We start from the raw sequence: 21,837 nt of genomic DNA on the forward strand, positions 1-21,837 counted from the left end.
AAGTAGGCTCTTGATGTTCATATTGACCTCCAATTCAAAGTTTCAATCGGATCCGGGTTTTCGCCGTTTTGGCAGCGTTCCCTGCCCCGTCACCGTGTTTCAAGAAGTCGGACGATCAACCGCCCTCGCTTCCGAAGTTGAAAATACAAGACCCGGCCTGTCACGCAATCACCAACTTGTACGATTGGGGGATTTACGACAGCCTTCCCCATGCGCTGTTGCTGAAAGGTCACAAATACGACATGCGGCCATTCCGTTTCTTTATACTTCGTTAAGAAAGCCCTGATTTTGCGGGGGTTTAGTGCCAACCGACAGCACGACGGAACCCGGCGATGTGCCACATTGGTACCGTTTTCTGGCCGGATTCGGCGGGATAGCCAGGGATTTTAGCAGGCGAACAGATAAGCCGCGTGACAGATCGGCGAAGACGGCTGGGTGGAATCGCCTGCGGAGCGTCGGATGATTCTCGAAGCGATTCTGCGCGGCGCTGTCATCGTCGTGTCATGACGATGATGACAAGGTCCGCCGCGCGCAAAGACGTGCTCGCATGAACACATATGTTCGATGCAAATATCACTGAGGCACCTGTTTGGAAAATCCGCTCACCTAGGGAGCGGCACCCGTGTGTCCGGATCGGACAGTGGGATGATGGCGGAGAAGATGTCCACCATACTGCCGTTCGTGTTGGTCCATTCCAGATTTCGCCAGAGGCCGAGAATCCCTGATAATGCTGGCCTACGGCCGCTGCCGTTCATTCTGGTTCGCCCTGCATTTACAGTGGGTCGCGAATGTTGCATGGGTCGCTGCATGGGTCGCCGCTAGGGCGTCGTACAAGCAGGAGCAAGCCGAATGGCCGTCACACTCAATAAGATCAAAGGAAACGCGCTCAATTCCATCACAGAGGCAGGGCGGCACGGTGACGGCGGCGGGCTGTACCTCAATGTAAAGGATACGGGGTCGCGCTCTTGGATGTTCGTCTATCGGCAGAAGCAGCCGGACGGGAAGCCGTCTAGAACTGTCGAGCTTGGGCTAGGCTCCTTCGTGCCGGTAAATGCGCCGAAAGGCGCTTCCATCCAGCATGTGACGCTAGAGCAAGCCCGTAGGCTGGCCGAGAAGTGCCGCGACTGGCTGACGGAAGGCAAAGACCCTAAGGCTGAGCGCGCCGCCGCTATGGCCTTTGCCGCCGCTGCCGCCGCTGCCCCCGCCATCCCGACGTTCGGCGCATTTGTTGACGGCTGGATTGCCGAGACGATCGCTCCCGGCCTCAAGAACCCGAAGCATATTCAGCAATGGGAAAACACCATGTCGGACACCTACATCGTGGGGCTGCGCAAGGTCCGCATAGATAATGTCACCGACGACGACGTGATTGCAGCCGTCAAACCGCATTGGGAGAAGCGCCGGGAGACGGCGGAACGGATACTAGGCCGGATCGCTCGCGCTCTGACTGAGGCGAAAGCCCGCAAGCTGCGGACGGGCGACAACCCCGCTGAATGGGATTTGGTGAAAGGCCGCCTGGCTGGTGGCAAGAAGGCCGTCAAGCACCACAACGCTATCGCATACCGCTCAATCGCTCCGTTTATGACGGCGCTGCGGTCGCGCGTCGGCGTTGCTGCCCGGTGCTTAGAGTTCACCATTCTGACGGCTGCTCGATCTGCTGAGGCGTTCGGCGCTGTCTGGTCCGAGATCGATTTCGACGCCGCAACGTGGACGGTCCCGGCTGAACGAATGAAGATGGGCGTTGAGCACACTGTGCCGCTTTCCGACGCCGCCGTTGCTGTCCTGCGGAAGATGCATCCGAAATATGCCGCCGCTGGCGATTACGTGTTCCCTGGCACGAAGAAGGGAAAGTCGCTCTCTATAATGTCGATGGACATGCAAATTCGCCGGATGGAAAAGGCGGGAGATTGCGGCGATATCACCGTGCACGGGATGCGCTCGGCGTTCCGCGATTGGGCGGGCAATCAGACAAACTATCCCCGCGAACTATGCGAGGAGGCGCTTGCGCACCAAGTCGGCAACAAGGTCGAACAAGCGTATCGCCGTGAGCAAGCTATCGAAAAGCGCCGCCCGATGATGCGGGATTGGGCCTCTTACTGTGACGAGACGGCCAATAACGTCGTCTCGATGGCCGCACGCCGCGCCTGACGCCTGCCACTCTATTCTGACTGCTCGGCCTCGCCTTCATTGGCGGGGCCTTTTGTTTGGCGCTGGCGGGTTTGCCATTAGCCTCTTGCCGGGGATGCGCTGCCATCGGCCTCGCGATCGGCGCCGCTGTCAAAATGATCGCGGCAGATTGGCGGAGTTCGGCAGCATGCTCCATCAAGCCAGCGGTTGGCACCTTCGCGCCATTGCGGACATTGACGGAGTCGCAAAGAGCGTTAACCTGTGTCTAATCACGGTCATGCGATTAAATGCTGCGCGTGACCAAAGTAGTTTCTGGCCATTTCCACTGCCGGCAACAAATCATCGGGTCTTTAATTACCAAGCGATGTCGAAACCGATTTTATCTCCTCGTTTTAGTGATGTGGCAATCGTCGGCGACGATGCGTTTCTAACTGCAATGCTATGCTCTCGACTGGCGAAGCAGAGAGAATACCTGACTGTATTGGAAGCCCCTCGAATGGCTCGGCCAGACGTGCAGGCTGAGGTGGTCACTTGCAACAACACCCTTGCACGGGTCGGAGCAAAACGACACTTTTTTGCTGGGGTAGAAATCGATGCCAAAAAGGCGTTGCGTCCCTATTACAATGGCAGTGAAATCATCGATGTCTCAAATGAAGAAGCAATAGCCACAATATCCCTGCTCCATAATAACGGCGAGCTTGCCTGGGGCCGCGACAACATTGGCGTTGGTCTGTTGAAGGCAATGCGGGAAAAAAAGCACCTTATTTTCTCTAATACAGGACAAACTCAAACATATGAACGGGGCTTGAATTCACATTTGGTCGTGGTCGAAGATGGCGACCCAATGGCTCAAGTGATAGCGGCCAACTATGCGTGGTCTCTTGGAGCCGGCATCTGCGTTATTCCGGAAGTGAGCAAAATCGAAGAAGACAGCATCCTTGCACGATTTTATTCGTCGTCGGATGCCTCGCAGACAGTCTCACAACAGGAGATTTTGCGCGATCTGGCTGAAACTCTACGGCTGTTAGTTGGCGACGCACCTATTCCAAAAGCCGGATCGGGCGCTTCTGTGACGTACATCACTGGTAAACTTCCGTTTGGTTTTGCTTTCCCAGACATACCATCCACGCACCTTTTCGTTTATCCCCGTTTAGGTGTAGCGATCGTCAACGGCTTTGCGCGGCAGACAGATCGCACAATCGGTACGGTTGTCGCTGCAGTAGTTGACCCCAAGCGAACTGATGCTCCTGAGGTTGCCAAGGTCCGTGAAGCCCTTTTCAATCGCGGCAGCCTTGTACGTACGTATGAAGGCGATGGTGCGTCCGTCCGTGCAATCAGCACAATGATAGACTGGTATCCTTATGACTTCCTTCTGATCGCTACCCATTGCGGCGACGTTAGCGGAGTACGTGACACCTATCAATTCTCCGACAGTTCCGGCAGGGAACGGGAACTTGTCGTTGATAGCGCCCCAGGCATTGCCGCGACCGATGACCCTGATTTGTTCAAGGTCACGGTGATGAACGTGTTTCATAGCATTGATGGAGTATCGTGGACCGACCCTGATAAAGACTACAAGGTTGAAGTCGGTTCGGCTATCAAGGACTGGGTTGATCTGACCACAGGCGGACGAGAGTTAGAGCCGATAAAGAAGGAACAGATTGACCGCGTCTACGGCTCTGCCGCGCTTGCGATGTCCGATTTCAACTACATTGCAATGGTACAGACGATAGCAGGATATGGTAATCCGATCATCGTCAACAACGCCTGTGTTTCCTGGCATCAGCTCGCAAGCCGTTTCATGTATGCGGGAGCCTCTACCTACATTGGGACGCTTGTTGAGGTTCTGCCGTGGGAAGCCGAGGAAGTGATTGTCCGGTCGATTACTAAGCACTACGACAAGCCACTCGCTCATGCGATATGGTCCGCACAACGAGAGACCTATCAGGGTTCAGTGCGGAAGCCTTATGTCGTGACAGGAGTCTACACCTCGCAACTTCGGCCCACCACGGCTGATGCACCTGAATACATTGCACGTCGCATCCTTGGTATGATGGACATTCTCAGCAACCGGCGAAAAGGTCAGTTGACTGACTACGCGAGTAAGGAACTAGGGGAAACCCTCTCCTACTACCAGCGCGAGCTCCAACACCTATTCAAAGCCTACCCCAAAAATAAGCAGATGTTTGACCGGCTGCTGCGGTCGTTCCTAGCAAGACGGAAACGAGGCTAAGTTGAAACGGCCCAGCGCTTTTTCGCCCTGCCAGCGTCCGCTTAGGGCCGACTGCAGTCACTGGCAACTGCCATCTACGTCTTATGCGGAAGGGCTGAATCGTCTTCCGCCTCTCGTCGTCGCTGGTGGCCGCTGACGTGTCGGCCGGGTGATTGCGGCTCCTGCCTGCCCTCGCGCTCTGACTCCCTTCTCTGTCGGCTCCTGACCATGTGAACAATTATGCACATTCTCGACTTTGTTCGTCACAAGCCGTCATAGCATGTCATGGCAACAACCATCAGGCCCGATAAAGGCCTCATGAGCCAGATCGACACCACTCCACCCGCCTCTTTCTCCCTTTCTTGCCCGTGCTGTGCGCAGTCGGTTGGCTCGCCTTCATTTGAAATCGTCGCGGATCACATCGGCGCAACGCCGCTGGAAAGCAACATTCTGCTCGCCGTCTGGAATGGGAAGGGTCATCCGGTCGATGTCGAGCGCATCTATTCGGGCATGTATAACGGCATGATTGAGCCGTTTTCCGACGATCCGAAAGACCTTTACCGCGCCTTCAAAGTTGCTGTCTGCCACCTGCGCAAGAAGCTCAAGCTTATCGGATGGGGCATTCGCAGCGCCGGTTATCGGCAGGGGTATTTCCGCGACCGCAACGGCAAAGGCGGCGCTCGCAAGGTCATGAGTCTGACCGATTGTCGGGTGCAACTTGTGCGCCTTTTCGCCGCTGAGGGCTTCACTCCCTCAGAAATCACGATGGAACTCGGCGTTTCAAACAAAGAAGCCGTGCGCTCCACCCTCTTCGGACGGACTTACAAAAATGTCATCTGATCTCCCTCCAAAAATTCAGCTTTTCGTGGCTGAATACCTCAAGGATTTTCACGGCCAGAACGCCGCTATCCGCTCCGGATACTCGAAGAAATCCGCCCGTGTCCAAGCCGCTGCGTTGCTCTCTCGGGACGATGTGAAAGCTGAGCTTGACGCCGCCAAGGTTGCACGATTGGCCCGCGTCGATATGGATAGCGATGCTGTACTGGTGCGCCTGCAAGACGAAGTAGAAGCCGACATTGCTGACCTGTACGACGACAACGGCGCGCTGTTGCCAGTTGAGGAATGGCCTCTGATCTGGCGTCAAGGTCTCGTCGTTGGCGTCGAAACTGAGACGAAGACGAACGAAGACGGCACGGCTGATACCGTCGTGACCAGGGTTAGGTTCGCTGACCGGACGCGCCGCCTAGAAATGCTGGGCCGTCATATCAAGGTGAACGCCTTCCAAGATACGGTGCTGGTCAAAGGTCTCGACGGGCTGGCTGATCGCCTTGCCCGTGCTGCTGACCGCGCCAAGGTCATCGACGCCGATAGCGTAGTGCTGCCGGTTTCCTCGCCCGCGATCCTGCCGGGCTATACGGCCTCGCCTGCTGACGCCGCCCTCTCACTCCTTGGTGACGCCCTCGAAGCCGCCGTTGCCGCGCCTGTGCTCGATCCTGAGCCGGTGCCGGTCGCTCCTGTCTATCGGCCTGTCCTGCCGCTCTCTGACTTCAAATAACCCAACCACGGCTGAGTGCCGTAGAAAGACCTTGCCTCATGGCAGATACCCTCCCCGCCGCTGCCGCCAACGTAATCGCAGCAGCAAGCGCCGCACAGACGGCAATCACTGAAATGCGCGCGGCAATCCAGAACCTGCGAGACGCTGAGAAAGCCGCGTGGGCTGTCTCCGGTCGCGACGGCAACAAGACGATCAACGGCTACTCGGGAACGCAGCGCATTGCGCACATAGCGACCGTGCTGGCCGCCGTCCCTGCCGACGTAACGCCGCCCGCTGCTGTGGTCGAAGATTTTAAAGGCTTCGTCACTGAGGCTTGGACGCCATACCTTTGATCAATCGGGCCGCTCGACATGGGCGGTTCCTCCTGCTCCACATGAAAGCCCCTACCATGACCAAAAAGATTGCATCCTCCGACAATATCAGAGGCCAGATTACCGCCGTTGACGCTCGCGTTATCGAGCTTGAGCTTGAGGCGGAAGGCCTCGCGCTTGCCGTCGTATCCGGCGACACCGATGCCGTTGCCCGAATGTCTGCCATCCGCACCGAGATTGAGCGCGCCAAGGCCGATAAGGTCATGTTCGAACGCGCCTTTTCCGGTGCCGTCGCCCATGAGTCCGCCGAACGCGCCAAGGAAAAGGAAGCCGCAAAAGGCGTTTCCGCTGCCGCTGCTTGCAAGCAGGCCTCGCGCATTGTCGAGATTGCCGACCGCGTTGACGTGATGATTGATGAGTTTCGCACGCTCATGTTTGAGCTTGAGCGGCTGGAACTGGACGCAAACCACAACGTCAAGAATGGCGGCCTGTCGCAAGCTGCCAGCCGTCATCGTCGCGGCCTCGTTCGCCAATCCGGTGCTAACTTTGCGGATTGGAGCACGCCGCAAGGCCGTCGCCGTGAGCCGATTGGAAGCCTCGCCCGCTCTGGTTGGGGCGACATAATCGAAGAGACGGTCGCTTAACGGCGTCCATCCCCTCCCCGGCTCGAGATTATATTAGAGGTTCCAAACATGAAAATCGAAACTACCGCCGCCAACGCTGCCAAGTCGGAACGCATTGCCCTGCATGGTGCAATCGCCTCCATCAAGAACGCTCTTTCTGTCTATACCGGGGAAAGCCCTGAGCATGCCGCGCTGACTGAGCGGCTGGAAGAATACCGCGCCCGCCTCGCCGCTGCGCAGGATGCATAACAGACAGAAAGCAAGCGACTGCCCACCGTTCCTACTACCTCGAAAGTCAGAACCGCGTTGCGTTGCAGCCGGAAGTTACGCAGGACAACACGATGCGCGCGCCCGCTGACGACTTCGGCGCGGCTGTCGGCCGTGGCCTCACGCAAGTTGGCGCTGGTCTTGAGCAAGTCTCCGATACGCAAGCCGCCATCACCCGCATGACGAGCGAAGCACACGCGACCAACGCCGCCAACCAGTGGGTTCAGCGGAAAAACGAACTTCTCTATAATCCCGACAATGGCTATTCGAATGATGGTGCATACCCCAATCACTCCTGCAGGCTGTTGAAATCTAGAAATCAAACCGCTGCTTCTAGTTTCAGAAGTCAGCAATCAGCAGTTGACTAATTGGACTTAATGCCTTGAATTAAGGGAAAAATTGGGAGAAAAAATGTACGACGATTATCTCACACAGATTGCAGCCGATATTTCCACTAAAAGCGCAGTGCTCTTCCTTGGATCGGGCTTTTCAAGAAGTTGCCGCAGCAAAGGGTCTCCAGATGGCCTACCCACGGCATCAGGGTTGCGTGATATTCTGTCGAAGAAGCTTGAGATTGATGGATCCTCCTACAGCCTAGAAGATCTATCCGAGCATTTCGGGATCGTGAAAGGTCAGCCCGCGCTTTACGAAACGCTTGCCGATCATTTCGTTGTTACTGAGACCGGCCCTCGCATGGCCGATTTCATCGGCCTACCATGGTGGCGAATTTACACCACTAACTTTGATGACGCAGCAGAAAAATGTCTTACGTCCCTGCAGATTCAACCCATCACGATGGACTTGGATCACGACGCAAACAAACAAATACCTCGAAACAGCGTAATTCACCTAAACGGGGCGATTTCCATCACCAATGCAGGTAATCTAAGTGGCAAAATACGGCTGACGGCTTCAACCTACTGGGATGAGAGGATCAGAGAAAGCGGTTGGTTGCAGCGTTTCCACCGGGATATTTCGCAAGCCAAATGCGTCGTCTTCGTGGGCTACTCATTGTTCGATGCAGATGTTGCGAAGCTTCTTAGGGCAAACCCCGAGCTATCAAGCAAGACATATTTTATTGAAGCACCCTCAAAAGATGTCGTCAAAGACACCAAGTTGCGTCCTTATGGGACTGTGATCCATAGCGGCTTTGAACGGGCTGCTGAAACTATTCTTGAGGTCACGCCGACCCTTACTCCCTTAGAGGATATCTACTTTACATCGTTTGAGGAGATCACTCCGCCTACAGCAATACGCGAATTTGACGCTGAGGCAGCACGCAAGTTTTTGACGATCGGTGCTGGCTTAGAGGATGTGGTCTTTCTGGAAAGCAACGCGAGAAGGGCGCTTGCCTGTGATCGAGAAGGCTGTGAAGCCATGTTGGAGGAGGTTAAGCGAGGCGCGGCGCGCCACTTGGTCGTCGGAAAAATTGGCAACGGAAAGACCGTCGCGACCTTCTTGTTTGCTGCTCGTCTCCGAGGAGAGGGATATAGGGTATTTAAGTTTGTTCGAAGAACTGAACGCATGTCAACGGAGATAGCGGCAATTGCAGCGATGGGACGAGCATGCATCATCGTTGAGAACGGCTTTGGTCACACTGAGCAACTTCAGATGATTTGTGAAAATGCCGGTAAATCGGTCGTGGTCGTGTCGACCGCTCGAACTTCGGCATTCGACCTCCGAGGGAGCGAAATGAGGACACTCATGGGGTCCGAGTACCGGCGTTACTCAGTCGATACTCTGCGGAGCTCAGAGCGGAATCAACTCGCTGACGCGCTACAAAAACTAGGTTTTTTTGGCAAGTATTCGGGCAAAGAACAGCGCCTGCCTGACCTGATTGACACCTGGGGGAACGATGTTCGATCCCTCGTGCTCAAGCTTTTTGAAGAAAATGATGTCGGTCGGGTTTTCCGTGAACAGATACAGAAGTTGGACGACAAGGACGCAAGGGACATCCTGGTTCTTTATTTCCTGCTGATTGTCGCTGATGCGCGGGCAGATGTAGAGACGACGGATGATTTGCTGTCCATTTCTACATATCCAATAGTCGAAAAGTATTCTGAACTCTTTCGTGATTTTTTTGACCTTCATGATGGTGATAAAATCGAAGCACGTTCATCTGTGGTGGGAGAATTTTGCCTCAAAAAGATTTTCAAGGGCAATGAGATTGTTGACGTCCTAATACGTGTCGCAGACCAGCAGAAAGGTAAGACTTATGCCGATGACGAGGCGTGGCCGATCTTGCTGCAATTCATGCGATTCGGGTTCATCGAGCCTTGGTTGGGCGCGAGCGACAAACCGGTGTTGTTGAAACGGTATTACGAGAGGCTGAGAAGCAATTCCTTCTATCTCAGGAATCCCCATTTCTGGTTGCAGTACGCAATCGCAATGATGTCGATCGGCAACTACGATTTTGCTAAGACGTACTTGGAGAATGCACGCAGTCGTGCTGATAGAACTCCGAGGTACAATTACCGGCATTTAGACAATCATACTGCCCGTTACTACTTAGAGAGCCGGGCGCGTGACCCGCGCGATCTCAGAGATTACTTCGCCGTCTTTCTCAAAGCCACCTCGACGCTCATCAGCGAATTCAAGACTGAAAACCAAGCAAATTACACCGCCCGAGTCTGCAAGTACTTGGCGGAGTTTTGCCATCGGGCCAATCCCACGTTCTCAACTTCCGATCGAGCCGAGGCTGTCAGGCGTGTGGAGCTTCTGTTAAGTCACCTAAAGTCTAGGCGAGGCAAGGACCAAGAAGGTCTGCTAAACGACGCGGTGAATGCAACTGAGCAGGCTCTTATGATCTTGAATGGCGGGTATGTTGCCAATCCCTTGCGAGGGAATGATAACGACTTTGTTCAAACTGATTGACCCCGTCCGCTACTTATTCCAAGCAGTTTAGCATTCGAGTTTAAAGGACAGGCGGCTAGTCGAAATTCGGGGATAGTAGAGGTAGAGTAGTAGCGGGCCAGACGAGAACGCCGCAGGCGGCGTTAAAGTGGGGTAATCGGATTCCGATCTGCGACTACTGGCTAACTCAGACGGCGAGATACCGCCACGCAGCGGGTGCCGTGCAATCGTGGTTTGATGACATATATGCCGTCGTCACCTCGCGACGGCCTTGACGCCTCAAGTCCGCTAGTGTCAGCACGCGCCTGACAGCGCCACAACCATCAAGACTTATAGCCTTTCAGGAATGACAACCTGAAAGGCTTTTCTATGTCCAAACTCCTGAATCTGCGCACAGTGCTTGATCTAGTGCCCGTCAACGAACGGACCATTGCCCGCTGGGTGAAGGCTGGCCGGTTCCCCGCCCCCCTCAAGGTCGGTCGCCGGGTCATGTGGCGGCTCTCTGATCTCGACGCGTTCGCTGACGGTGGCTTGACGCCCTTGGCTCCTCCCGCTCCTCCCTCTCCGGTGCCGCTGACCGGCATTGAAGCCGATGCAGCCAGATGGGCAGCGATGTTTGCGCGGCCGGCGTCGACGCGTTCCCCGGCATGACGGAAGGGGCAAGGGCTTCGGTCTTCACCTTGCATCTAACGGCTTGCTCATATGTTGCGACTTCCGCAACATATTGATTTAACCGGATAAATACTAAATTTAGTGATTGCCTTCGTGATCCGAAACGGTTCAAAAGAGCGTCAACGGGGTCACACTGAACTGAAAGGAAATGATCATGAGCAAGCTTCTCCTCGACACGAAAGAGACAATGGAAGTCCTGAGCGTCGGCAAGACAAAGCTGTTTCGGATGATCAAGGAAGGCGAGCTTTCGCCGGTCAAAATGGGCGGCTCTCTGCGCTTCCGCGTGGCTGATCTGGAAGCCTATGTTTCTGGTCTGGTGGCTGCGTGATGCGAACTCGTTACACGTTCAAAGACTGGCGGGACGGGGCGGCAATCCCGGAAGATTTCAAACTCTGCCGCGCATTCGGCAGCAAAGAAGAGCGGGACGCCCTACTGCTTGCTCTCCTGCCGGGGAAAGCCCGAACAAGCCCGCTGAGTTGGGAGCATGAAGACATGCGCGTTTATGGGTGGCGCGTCCTGCCCTACGGCTTCGGGACCGACGACGAAGGCAACACGATCCTGTTTGATCGGGAATATCGCGGCATTGCCTCAATTACCACGCTCGGCACGGTGCGCGTGTTCGCGCTCGACTGGAAACAGATCAAAGTCAAGCGGGCAGTGATGCTCTACAACGACGGCAGCAAGCCGCACGAAGACGGGGAAGCGCGGCGCTTATGCCTCTGGATCGTCCAGCGCTACGGCCTCGGCGGCGAACTGCGGCGGCGCGCGGCGCTGCAACGCCACGGGCTGCTGTCCTGCTCCTTTCTGAATGTAGCGCTGCCGTCCTCTGATGTGTTCAAGGCGATCAACCGGGCAATCGGCAGCAAGCGCGTGCTGGCCTTCGACGTGGCGACCGGCCAAACCCTACGCATTCGGCCACCCGCGACCGCTGGCAGCGATTGGAAGCCTCGCCCGGTGAATGATGCCGATTTGGCTGGCGTCTCTCTGTGGCTGCGCTCTCTCGGCGTGCGGCATAGCAAGAAAGAGGTAAAGAGCGCTGTGGATGCGGTCGGCGCGACGGTAGGTGTCGTGTGGTTGCCTGACTGATGCGCATTGATAAATCAGAACCGCTTACTCAAAGGCCGTCATCTGTGAGGAAATCTTACAGTTAACGGCAATTGGCCTTCGAGGTCCGATGATGAGAGCAAGAAAAACCCGCCGCAAGGGAACGAACCATGCGGCGGGCTAAAGTGGAAATGAATTATGCACGGTCTTGATAGCGTTGCGGAACGGGGAACGCAAGCATCGCGGCCGTAGAATGGAAATGAAATGTTGGATTTTTCGGACGCTGAACACGAAGCTTATTGGGCTTACCTTGCTGTCGCAGCTGATGCAGCATCAAATGATGCCAGCTATACTTTTCCGCACGACAACGTTTCAGACTTCGCAACTGAGCGGCAGAAGCTCAAGTCTGGGACTCCGGCTCCTGCCGGTGGAAATCCTTCCTTTAAGTTCTCGGGCTTCACATATGAAGACCCTGCGGGTTTGGAGCGCCGCCCATGGCTCTATGGCCATCACCTGTTGCGCAAGTACGTTTCGGCCACGCTGGCTCCCGGTGGCGTCGGCAAGTCCACGCTGACGATTACCGACGCTCTGTCCATGGTGACGGGCCGCGCGCTGCTCGGGTCGAAGCCTCGGGAGCAGCATTTGCTCGTCTGCATCTGGAACGGGGAAGACGACGCAATCGAGCTTAAGCGCCGCGTTCTCGCGGTCATGCTACATTACGACATTTCCCCGGCAGAAATCGAAGGACGGCTATTCCTCACGTCCGGTCGCGACATGCCGATAAAGATCAGCAACGATAAGCAACAGATCGCCGTTCCCGTGATTGACGCCCTTATTGAGACAATCAATTCGCAGCGCATTGACGTGCTGATTATCGATCCTTTCGTGTCTATCCACGGCTTACCAGAGAATGACAACGGCGCGATGGACGCGGCGATTAAGGCGTTTGCGCTGGTTGCCGATCGAACGAATTGCGCCATTGAAATCGTGCATCATTCCCGCAAGCTGAATGGCATTGACGCCGACATTGATAGCGCTCGCGGCGGGTCGGCTCTGGCAGGCGCTGTCCGCGCTGCTCGCGTCCTCAATGCGATGAATGCTGAGACTGCTGGCAAGCTCGGGATTGCAGAAAATGAGCGCCGCTCCTACGTCCGCATTGATGATGCCAAGGGCAACTTTGCCCCCCCTGAGGCTGCGAAGTGGTTCAAGCTGGTATCGGAACCGCTCGGCAACCACGGGCCGAACAATGAGCCTGGCGATTGGGTTGCTGTCGCCAAGCCGTGGGTGATGCCTGACATGGCGGCGGGCCTGTCTGCCGATGATCTGACCAAGGTGCAAGACGCTGTTGAATACCAGACACACAACGGCGTTGAGCAATGCCGGTTGGATGCTCAAGCGACATCCTATGTCGGCCATACGATTGCCCGCGTCCTCAAGCTCGATATGCAGAAAGACCGCGACAAGGCCAGAGTTAAGGCGGCGGTGAAAAAGTGGATTGAGGAAGGCTCGTTGATCGTCGTGCGAGGGCCTGACGGGAAGAGCAAAGACCGCGATTACGTCCATGTTGGGAAGCGTGCCACAAACCCTCGGGATTGATGTGGCTGGATTTCTCCACCCTGCTTTTCAAGGTGGAGAAAGGTGGAAAACAAGTGGAGAAAAGGCCACACGTTCCGCACCTTCGCACCCCACCTTTAAGGGGGTGCGGGGGTGTGGCGCACGCCCTGAGATATAAGGGCTTTAGATAGGTGGAGAGGTGGAGGATGTTTGCCACCTTGTTTCCCAAGGTGGAGAGTGGAGAAAAGGTGGAGATTATGAGGGGCTAATCTGATGCTCTGTTTTCATCTCCCCGGCTCCTCGTTTCCGAACAATCACTAACATTCATGCGGTATTCTCAATACGGGCTCAACATTAGCGCATTGCCACATACGAAAGAACCATTCGCCGTCTGCCGGGGATGCTGAAACCGATAAGCCGGGTTCGAGGCTGATGGTGATGATACCCGGCAGGAATGCGAGGGGCTTTATCGTCTCCTGCCTCTCGACCGCACTAGCTGGCGCTGACGTGGCGCGACGGGTAATTGCGGCCTGATGGTACTGAGGGCGCTCTGTGGCGATCCTCGGCGGTTTCTTGCGAGGAAGTTCGTTCGATCTGTGGAGCGCTCATCACTCGGAACGGAACGAACGCACGGGCCAAGGGTGATTCGCGCTGTTGGGTCGCGACCTGACACCAGGGGACGAACGGCTCGACGAAAAATAATCCACAACAATTCGTATTGGTTCGCCTCGGTTCATCCTAGACCGTTGAACGTCAAGGGTCCGCGCTAGGGTCGCAGTGCCAAAATCAACATTAGCACAAATGCGCATTCTAGGATTTACAGGGCATTCACGGCAAAAGTAATGGCGGAGAAGATGGGATTCGAACCCACGATACCCTCTCGGGTATACTCCCTTAGCAGGGGAGCGCCTTCGACCACTCGGCCACCTCTCCGGTCGAGAGCCTGATAGAGTCATTCGCTGGGGGACGCAAGCGCTTTTTCGGCTTTGCCCCTGAAGAAAAGCCGGCTTATTTCTAAGCCAGCAACTGCTTAAGATCGGCAGACCCATCGGCGAGGATCGACTTGTCGGGGTTTATGCCGAGTTCCAGCATCTTCTTGCCGCTGACATAGGCCTTGGCATCGTTGATCGCATCGACGGCAATGAACTTGCCTGATTTGAAGTACCAGATCGAATGCGCGCCTTCGCGTGCGCCGGGGCGCAGAAGCGTTTCGTCATAGCCGAGATTGAAGCCGGCGATCTGCAGTTTCACATCATATTGATCGGACCAGAACCAGGGCTTCGGCTCATAGGGCGCGTTGCCGCCAGCGATGATGGCTGCCGCCGCATCGGCCTGGTCGACGGCGTTCTGCACCGATTCGAGACGGATGCGCCCGCCCTGCCAGGGCAGTGCCGCGCAATCGCCGGCCGCGAAGATCGACGGGTCGGAGGTGCGCGCGAATTCATCGACGACGATGCCGTTCGCAACTTCGAGGCCCGATTCCTTGGCGAGCTGGTCGTTCGGCGTCACGCCGATACCGACGATGGCGAAGTCGATATCGATGATCGAGCCATCGGAGAGTTCGGCGCCGACGAGCTTGCCGTCGCGGCCGATCAGATGCTTGAGGCCGGTCTTTTCGCGAATCTGCACGTCATGCTCTTCGTGGATCACGCGCATGATATCCGCCGTCTCCTTGGCGGCGACGCGCTGGAGAATGCGGTCGGCCATTTCGATGACGGTGACTTCAAGGCCCAAATGGCGCGCAACGGCAGCGGCCTCGAGGCCGATGTAACCACCGCCTATAATAAGGACGCGGCGACCGGGGCGCATTTCGGCGGCCAGAAGATCGGCATCGCGCTTGTCGCGAGCGACATAGACGCCTTCGAGATCGCCACCAATAGCCGCCGGCAGGCCACGCGGTGTAGACCCCGTTGTCAGCGCCAGCGTGCCGTAGTCGATGGTGGAGCCGTCCTGCAGGACGACCTGCTTCTTGTCGCGCTTGATCTGCTCGACCCATGTGGAGAGGCGAATCTCGACGTCGTTGTCGGTGAACCACTGCTCGGGGCGAAACAGCAGGCGGTCGAAGCTCATTTCGCCGAGCAAATACTTCTTGGTGAGCGGCGGGCGCTGGTAAGGCAGCACGTCCTCGGCGCCAAGAATGGTGATGGGCCTGGTATCCTTGAGCGCACGAAGCTTGGCCGCCATTGCAAAGCCTGCCTGACCCGCGCCGATAATCACCAATCTGTCCGTCACGATATCACTCCCGCATTCACTGTATTGAGCAAAGGCCTATCCCCTGCCCCTTGCGTCGTCAACCGGAGCGGAGCGCCGTCAGGCGATCTCGATCCAGCGGCGCTGGTGATAGGACTCTGCCATGGCGTGAACAGACTTTTCTATCCTAAGACCGTCTTCGAATGTGACGATCACCGACGGCTCACCGGAAATCGCACGAATGAGTTCGCGGCATTCGATAATCTTCAGATCGTTGAAGCCAAGGCCATGGCTCGGCGCGGGAATGAAGCGGTCATAGGGATGGTGGGCGGGCGCGGCCAGGATCTTGCGGAAGCCCTGCTCGCTGCCGCGGCCATCGGCCTGATAGAGCTCGAATTCGTTCATGCGCTCCTGGTCGAAGGTGATCGCGCCTTTCGAGCCGAATATCTGCAAGGCTATGCGTCCCTTTCGGCCCCAGGCGGCGCGGTTGGCCATCAACACGACGGAGATGCCGCCGCCAAGACGCATCAGCACATTGGCCGCATCGTGATTCTCGACCGGACGCCGACCACCGTCCTTTGTGGGGCGATCGGCATAGGGCTTGACCATGTCGGTCACCACTGCCTCGACATGACCGAAGAGGTACCAGAGCAAGGACAGGGGGTGCACCGCGAAATCGTCGAGCGCGCCGTAGCCGGCCGACAATTCGCTCTTCCAATAGAACAGCGCGTCCGGATCGGCCATGAAGTCCTCGTCCATCTCGACGCGGATGTGATTGACCTGGCCAATGGCGCCTTCGCCGATCAGCGCCTTGATGTGGCGAATGATCGGGTTCTGGATATAGTTATAGCCGAGCACGGCCACCTTGCCGGCGCGCCTGGCGGCATCCAGCATGCGCTGAGCATCCGCAAAGGCCGGCGCCATCGGCTTTTCACACCAGACGTGCTTGCCCGCTTCAAGCGCCGCAATCGCCATCTCGGGGTGAAACTGGTTCGGCGTGGTGACCGATACGACATCGACATCGGGATCGGCGATCAGCTGGCGCCAGTCCGCCGTCGCCTTTTCAAAGCCGAATTCCGAGGCGCGCGCATCGGCGAGATCTTTGTTCGCCTCGGCCAGATGCACGAGGCGCGGACGCTCGACATCGCCGAAGACGGTCTTGACCGCATTCCATGCAAGTGCGTGGCACTTGCCCATATAGCCCGTGCCGATCAAGCCGACGCCCAGTGACTTCATGATATCCTCCCGCTCCGATCATGATTTTGGAATGCTTGGACCATTTTGACAAGACCGGCGAACGACCCCAGAAGCAGATGAAAGCCACCAACCAATGGAAATGGCTCGATATTCCCCGCATAAAAAACAAATATGCCGGTGAATGGAAATCATCTATGGTCGGGAAACTGGAATATACGTTTCATTTTCGGATCAGCACATGGACAACGACCCCAAGGCCCCCTCTCGCGTTCCAAGGGATTTCGAGAGCCTGCGCAGCACGATCATCGAGCGCAAGGCAACCATGCCGAAGCGCCTGGCGCAGGTGGCGGCCTTCGCGTTGGCCAATCCCGATGAGATCGCCTTCGGCACGACGGCAAGCATCGCGTCTGCTTCCGAGGTTCAGCCATCGACGCTGGTGCGGCTTGCGCATCACCTGGGATATGAGGGCTTTTCCGACCTGCAGAGCATTTTTCGCGAGCGACTGCGCGACCGGACGCTGACCTACGAAGAGCGGCTGGTGACGCTGGAGCAATCGGGCGGCGAGGACGAGGACGCCAATCTGCTGTCCGGCTTCATTTCGGCGGCCGGCCAATCGATCAACCGGCTGGCCGCGACCGTTCAGTCGGACACGTTCAGCAAGGCCGTCGATATTCTGGCGGCGGCCGATACCATCTATCTGATCGCCAAACGCCGCTCCTATCCGCTGACAGCGCATATGAGTTACGCCTTCTCCAAGCTCAATATCCGCCACCAGATCGTCGCTTCTCCGAACGGAGTCGATCCGGAAACCGTCCAGTTCGCCACGCCGAAGGACGCGGCGATCGCGGCGAGTTTTTCGCCCTACGCTGCTGAAAGCCTCGGCCAGGCGGAGATGCTGAAGGAGCGCGGCGTACCGGTCATCGTTATCACCGACTCGGCGTTCTCACCGCTCGCCACCAGCGCCGCCTGCTGGTTCGAAGTGGCGGAGGCCGACTTTGCCGGCTTCCGTTCGCTTTCCGCCTCGATGGCGCTGACCATGGCGCTGCCGGTGGCCATCGCCGAGCGGCGGCGAAAACTGGGGCAGCCAAAATCCAAAAAAGCAAAAATGGAATAAACATTCTGAATTGACATTCAAACGGAACCGATGTTTCATTGATTAATATCACCGGCGGACATCCACGCCGGACTGAAAATGATCGGGAGGACATGATGGCACTAACTCAACCGGGCGCGAATCCGGGGCTGCCGCTTGATGTGATCACCATCGGCCGCTCTTCGGTCGATCTCTATGGCCAGCAGATCGGTTCCAAACTCGAAAACATCGCGTCCTTCGCCAAGTCTGTCGGCGGCTGCCCGGCGAATATCGCGATCGGCACGGCGCGCCTTGGCCTGAAGTCGGGCCTGATCACCCGCGTCGGCGACGAGCAGATGGGCCGTTTCATTCGCGAGCAATCGGCACGCGAAGGTGTGGCGACCGACGGCATCGTCACCGACAAGGAGCGCCTGACGGCGCTGGTGCTTCTGGCGGTCGAAGCCGAAGGCGTCTCGCCGATGATCTTTTATCGCTCCGACTGCGCCGACATGGCGCTCGAAGAAGGAGATATCGACGAAGCCTATATCAAGTCGTCACGCGCCGTACTGGTCTCGGGAACGCATTTCTCGCGGCCGAACACGGAAGCGGCGCAGCGCAAGGCGATCCGTATCGCCAAGGCCAACGGCCGCAAGGTGATCTTCGACATCGATTATCGCCCGAACCTCTGGGGCCTTGCCGGCCATGCGGAAGGCTTCGAACGCTATGTGAAGTCGGACCGCGTATCGTCGAAGATGAAGGAGACGTTGCCGGATTGCGACCTGATCGTCGGTACGGAAGAGGAAATCCTGATTGCATCCGGTGCTGACGACGTGCTCGGCGCGCTGAGGGAGATCCGCCGGCTGTCGCCTGCGACCATCGTCCTAAAGCGCGGCGCCATGGGTTGCATCGTCTATGACGGGCCGATCTCGGACGATCTCGAAGCTGGCATCGTCGGCGAAGGTTTCCCGATCGAGGTGTTCAACGTGCTCGGCGCCGGCGATGCTTTCATGTCCGGGTTCCTGCGGGGATGGCTGAGGGACGAGTCGCTGAAGACCTGCGCCACCTGGGCGAATGCCTGCGGCGCGTTCGCGGTCTCCCGCCTGCTCTGCTCCCCTGAGTATCCGACCTGGGCGGAACTCGATTTCTTCCTGAAGAACGGCAGCAAGCATCGGGCGCTGCGCAAGGATGAGGCGATCAACCACATTCACTGGGCCTCGAACCGCAAGGGCGACATCCCGCTGCTCATGGCGCTCGCCATCGATCACCGTTCGCAGCTGACAAGCGTCTGCGACGAGCTCGGCGTCGATTACAAGCAGATCGTCGCCTTCAAGCGGCTCGCGGTCGAGGCCGCGGCGCGCGTCGCCGATGGCCGCAGCGGCTATGGAATGCTGATCGACGAGCGCTTCGGGCGCGATGCCTTCTTCGACGCGGCGACCAAGAACTTCGCTTGGATCGGGCGTCCCGTCGAACTGCCCGGCTCGAAGCCGCTGCGCTTCGAGTTCAGCCAGGATATCGGCTCGCAACTGGTCGAATGGCCGCTCGATCATTGCATCAAGTGCCTGTGCTTCTATCATCCCGACGATCCCGCAGAGCTGAAGAGCGAACAGCAGGAGAAGCTGCGGACGCTATTCGAGGCGGCGCGTAAGGTTGGCCGCGAGCTTTTGGTCGAGATTATCGCCAGCAAGAACGGGCCGCTCACCGACGACACCATCTCGACGGCAATGGAAGAGCTCTATGCGCTCGGCATCAAGCCGGATTGGTGGAAGCTGGAACCGCAGGCATCGAGCGCGGCGTGGAAGAAGATCGATGCCGTCATCGCGAAGAACGACCCCTGGTGCCGAGGCATCGTGCTGCTCGGGCTGGAGGCGCCGGCGGACGAGCTGGTGAAAGGCTTCGAGGCGACGCTGGCAGCACCTTCGGTCAAGGGCTTTGCCGTGGGACGCACGATCTTTTCGGATGCGGCGCGGGCCTGGCTGTCGGGCAAGATCAACGACGAGCAGGCGGTCGCCGACATGGCCGGACGCTTCCGTGAACTGACCGAGGCGTGGTTGAAAACGCGCGGGCTAGCTTCTTAATTACGAATAGACCCCTCCCCAGCCCGGTGCATTAGGCGAGGCGTTGGGGAGGGGAAAACGGATACGAGAATTGCGGGAGGAGCCTTATGGGCAAGACTGTACGATTGACGATGGCGCAGGCCGTCACCCACTTTCTGAAGAAGCAGATGACAATCATCGACGGCAAGACGGTGCCGATCTTTGGCGGCGTCTGGGCGATCTTCGGCCATGGCAACGTCGCGGGTATCGGTGAAGCGCTCTATCAGGTGCGCGGCGAGCTGACGACCTATCGCGCGCATAACGAGCAGGGCATGGCGCATGCCGCAATCGCCTATGCCAAGGCGAGCTTCCGCCAGCGCTTCATGGCCTGCACGACATCGATCGGCCCCGGCGCGCTCAACATGGTAACGGCGGCGGGCGTGGCGCATGTCAACCGCATCCCCGTGCTCTTCCTGCCCGGCGACGTTTTCGCCAACCGCGCGCCGGATCCGGTGCTGCAGCAGATCGAGGATTTTGGCGACGGCACGGTTTCGGCCAACGACGCCTTCCGTCCCGTCTCGCGCTATTTCGACCGCATTACCCGGCCGGAACAGATCATTTCGGCGCTGAAGCGCGCCATGCAGGTGCTGACCGATCCTTATGATTGCGGCCCGGTGACGCTGTCGCTTTGCCAGGATGTTCAGGCGGAAGCCTTCGACTATCCGGAGAGCTTCTTCGAGGAGCGCATCTGGACCACGCGGCGCCCTCGCCCGGATGCGGACGAACTGGCGAACGCCATCGCGCTGATCAAGAAATCCGAAAAGCCCGTCATCATCGCCGGCGGCGGCGTGCTCTATTCGCAGGCGACGAAGGAACTCACGGAATTCGCGGATGCGCATGGCATTCCCGTCGTCGTTACGCAGGCAGGCAAGTCGGCGATCGACGAGCGGCATCCGCTGGCGCTCGGCTCGGTCGGGGTCACCGGCACATCGGCAGCCAACGCGATCGCCGAGGAAGCCGATCTGCTGATTGCCGTCGGCACGCGCTGCCAGGATTTCACCACCGGTTCGTGGGCGCTTTTCAAGAATGAGAAGCTCTCCTTCCTCGGCCTCAACATCGCCGCCTATGACGCCGTCAAGCATGACGGGCTTCCCCTGGTGGCGGATGCGCGCGAAGGGTTGAAGGCGATCTCCGCCGGTCTCTCAGGCTGGAAGGCTCCGGTAGCGCTGGCGGCGAAGGCCGAGAAGGAAAAGAAGATCTGGATGGAAGCCGCCGCCAAGGCGATGGCAACCACAAACGCTGCGCTGCCCTCCGACGCCCAGGTGATCGGCGCGGTCACCCGCACCATCGGCGGAGAGAACGCGATCGCGCTTTGCGCGGCCGGCGGCCTGCCTGGCGAACTCCACAAGCTGTGGCCGGCCACGGCGCCGGGCAGCTACCATATGGAATACGGCTTCTCCTGCATGGGCTACGAGATCGCCGGCGGCCTCGGCGCCAAGATGGCGCATCCCGACAAGGATGTCGTCGTCATGGTCGGCGACGGGTCCTACATGATGCTGAATTCGGAGCTCGCGACCTCGGTGATGCTGGGCCTGAAGCTCAACATCGTCGTCCTCGACAACCGGGGCTACGGCTGCATCAACCGTCTGCAGATGGAAACCGGCGGCGCCAACTTCAACAATCTGCTGAAGGACTCCTATTACGAGGTCATGCCTGACATCGACTTCCGTGCACATGCCGAAAGCATGGGGGCGATTGCGGTCAAGGTGTCTTCGATCGCGGAGCTTGAACAGGCGATTATCCATTCGAAGAAGAACAACCGGACTTCGGTGTTCGTGATCGACACGGATCCGCTGATCACGACGGAGGCCGGTGGGCACTGGTGGGATGTGGCTGTGCCGGAGGTCAGTTCGCGCGAGGAGGTCAACAAGGCGCGCGCCAATTACGTGAAGGCGCGCGAAGCGCAGCGGATTGGGTGAGTTGAAGCGTTAGAGCAAGTGGCCCCTCATCCGCCCTTCGGGCACCTTCTCCCCGCTGGGGAGAAGGGAAGATCGGAGCGAGCAACCTGCCACTTGTGGCAGGTCAGGTGCAACTTGTTGCACCGGGGATGAGGGGGCTCCGGGCACA

The 21,837-nt window shown here is 57.8% G+C and carries 18 protein-coding genes and 1 tRNA gene; 16 read left to right on the top strand and 3 right to left on the bottom strand.

What is annotated here, in order from left to right; all coding sequences use genetic code 11:
* Positions 1-849 precede the first annotated feature (849 nt).
* The 13 genes from ACIQUB_RS30165 to ACIQUB_RS30225 all read left to right on the top strand — a co-directional run bounded on the left by ACIQUB_RS30165 (position 850) and on the right by ACIQUB_RS30225 (position 13,260).
* Positions 850-2,148, top strand: a complete 1,299-nt coding sequence (locus tag ACIQUB_RS30165; RefSeq protein WP_402935358.1) for a tyrosine-type recombinase/integrase — start codon at positions 850-852, stop codon at positions 2,146-2,148.
* 166 nt (positions 2,149-2,314) lie between these two features.
* Entirely contained in the window at positions 2,315-4,360 is a 2,046-nt protein-coding gene (locus tag ACIQUB_RS30170; protein ID WP_402935361.1) for a hypothetical protein, read from the top strand.
* 297 nt (positions 4,361-4,657) lie between these two features.
* Positions 4,658-5,179, top strand: coding sequence for a helix-turn-helix domain-containing protein (locus ACIQUB_RS30175; RefSeq protein WP_402935363.1), 522 nt, complete (start codon positions 4,658-4,660; stop codon positions 5,177-5,179).
* Entirely contained in the window at positions 5,169-5,894 is a 726-nt protein-coding gene (locus tag ACIQUB_RS30180) for a terminase small subunit (RefSeq protein ID WP_402935366.1), read from the top strand. The genes ACIQUB_RS30175 and ACIQUB_RS30180 overlap by 11 nt, the downstream gene beginning before the upstream one ends.
* Before the next feature lie 38 nt (positions 5,895-5,932).
* Positions 5,933-6,226: a hypothetical protein gene (locus ACIQUB_RS30185; RefSeq protein WP_402935369.1), complete on the top strand. Its 294-nt coding sequence runs from the start codon at positions 5,933-5,935 to the stop codon at positions 6,224-6,226.
* 56 nt (positions 6,227-6,282) lie between these two features.
* Positions 6,283-6,849 (top strand): hypothetical protein, encoded by a 567-nt coding sequence (locus tag ACIQUB_RS30190; protein WP_402935371.1) that lies wholly within the window; start codon positions 6,283-6,285, stop codon positions 6,847-6,849.
* A gap of 48 nt (positions 6,850-6,897) precedes the next feature.
* Complete coding sequence (locus tag ACIQUB_RS30195; protein WP_402935374.1) at positions 6,898-7,077, top strand: hypothetical protein; 180 nt, start codon at positions 6,898-6,900, stop codon at positions 7,075-7,077.
* A gap of 92 nt (positions 7,078-7,169) precedes the next feature.
* The gene (locus tag ACIQUB_RS30200) at positions 7,170-7,463 is read left to right on the top strand and encodes a hypothetical protein (protein WP_402935376.1); all 294 of its coding nucleotides are present in this window, start codon (positions 7,170-7,172) and stop codon (positions 7,461-7,463) included.
* Positions 7,464-7,506: 43 nt separating this feature from the next.
* Positions 7,507-9,969: an SIR2 family protein gene (locus ACIQUB_RS30205; protein ID WP_402935379.1), complete on the top strand. Its 2,463-nt coding sequence runs from the start codon at positions 7,507-7,509 to the stop codon at positions 9,967-9,969.
* A gap of 348 nt (positions 9,970-10,317) precedes the next feature.
* Positions 10,318-10,599: a helix-turn-helix transcriptional regulator gene (locus ACIQUB_RS30210; RefSeq protein ID WP_402935382.1), complete on the top strand. Its 282-nt coding sequence runs from the start codon at positions 10,318-10,320 to the stop codon at positions 10,597-10,599.
* Between the two features lie 175 nt (positions 10,600-10,774).
* Positions 10,775-10,948 (top strand): helix-turn-helix domain-containing protein, encoded by a 174-nt coding sequence (locus tag ACIQUB_RS30215; protein WP_402935385.1) that lies wholly within the window; start codon positions 10,775-10,777, stop codon positions 10,946-10,948.
* Positions 10,948-11,706 carry a hypothetical protein gene (locus ACIQUB_RS30220; protein ID WP_402935388.1) on the top strand — a complete coding sequence of 253 codons (759 nt, stop codon included), beginning with the start codon at positions 10,948-10,950 and terminating at the stop codon, positions 11,704-11,706. The genes ACIQUB_RS30215 and ACIQUB_RS30220 overlap by 1 nt, the downstream gene beginning before the upstream one ends.
* Before the next feature lie 222 nt (positions 11,707-11,928).
* Positions 11,929-13,260: a helicase RepA family protein gene (locus tag ACIQUB_RS30225; RefSeq protein ID WP_402935390.1), complete on the top strand. Its 1,332-nt coding sequence runs from the start codon at positions 11,929-11,931 to the stop codon at positions 13,258-13,260.
* Between the two features lie 801 nt (positions 13,261-14,061).
* Here ACIQUB_RS30225 and ACIQUB_RS30230 read toward each other — a convergent pair.
* The 3 genes from ACIQUB_RS30230 to ACIQUB_RS30240 all read right to left on the bottom strand — a co-directional run bounded on the left by ACIQUB_RS30230 (position 14,062) and on the right by ACIQUB_RS30240 (position 16,644).
* Positions 14,062-14,151: transfer RNA gene (locus tag ACIQUB_RS30230), tRNA-Ser, on the bottom strand.
* Between the two features lie 81 nt (positions 14,152-14,232).
* Positions 14,233-15,450, bottom strand: a complete 1,218-nt coding sequence (locus tag ACIQUB_RS30235) for an FAD-dependent oxidoreductase (protein WP_113237368.1) — start codon at positions 15,448-15,450, stop codon at positions 14,233-14,235.
* A gap of 78 nt (positions 15,451-15,528) precedes the next feature.
* Positions 15,529-16,644: a Gfo/Idh/MocA family protein gene (locus tag ACIQUB_RS30240; RefSeq protein WP_113237369.1), complete on the bottom strand. Its 1,116-nt coding sequence runs from the start codon at positions 16,642-16,644 to the stop codon at positions 15,529-15,531.
* 199 nt (positions 16,645-16,843) lie between these two features.
* On the opposite strand from ACIQUB_RS30240, the gene ACIQUB_RS30245 reads away from it, so the two are divergent.
* The 3 genes from ACIQUB_RS30245 to iolD all read left to right on the top strand — a co-directional run bounded on the left by ACIQUB_RS30245 (position 16,844) and on the right by iolD (position 21,689).
* Positions 16,844-17,719, top strand: coding sequence for a MurR/RpiR family transcriptional regulator (locus ACIQUB_RS30245; RefSeq protein WP_113237370.1), 876 nt, complete (start codon positions 16,844-16,846; stop codon positions 17,717-17,719).
* A gap of 95 nt (positions 17,720-17,814) precedes the next feature.
* Positions 17,815-19,752, top strand: coding sequence for a 5-dehydro-2-deoxygluconokinase (iolC, locus tag ACIQUB_RS30250; protein ID WP_113237371.1), 1,938 nt, complete (start codon positions 17,815-17,817; stop codon positions 19,750-19,752).
* An 86-nt stretch (positions 19,753-19,838) separates the two neighbouring features.
* Complete coding sequence (gene iolD / locus ACIQUB_RS30255) at positions 19,839-21,689, top strand: 3D-(3,5/4)-trihydroxycyclohexane-1,2-dione acylhydrolase (decyclizing) (protein ID WP_113237372.1); 1,851 nt, start codon at positions 19,839-19,841, stop codon at positions 21,687-21,689.
* Positions 21,690-21,837: the final 148 nt, after the last annotated feature.

This window comes from Rhizobium sp. NPDC090275, from assembly GCF_044772225.1.
Classification (GTDB): Bacteria; Pseudomonadota; Alphaproteobacteria; order Rhizobiales; family Rhizobiaceae; genus Rhizobium.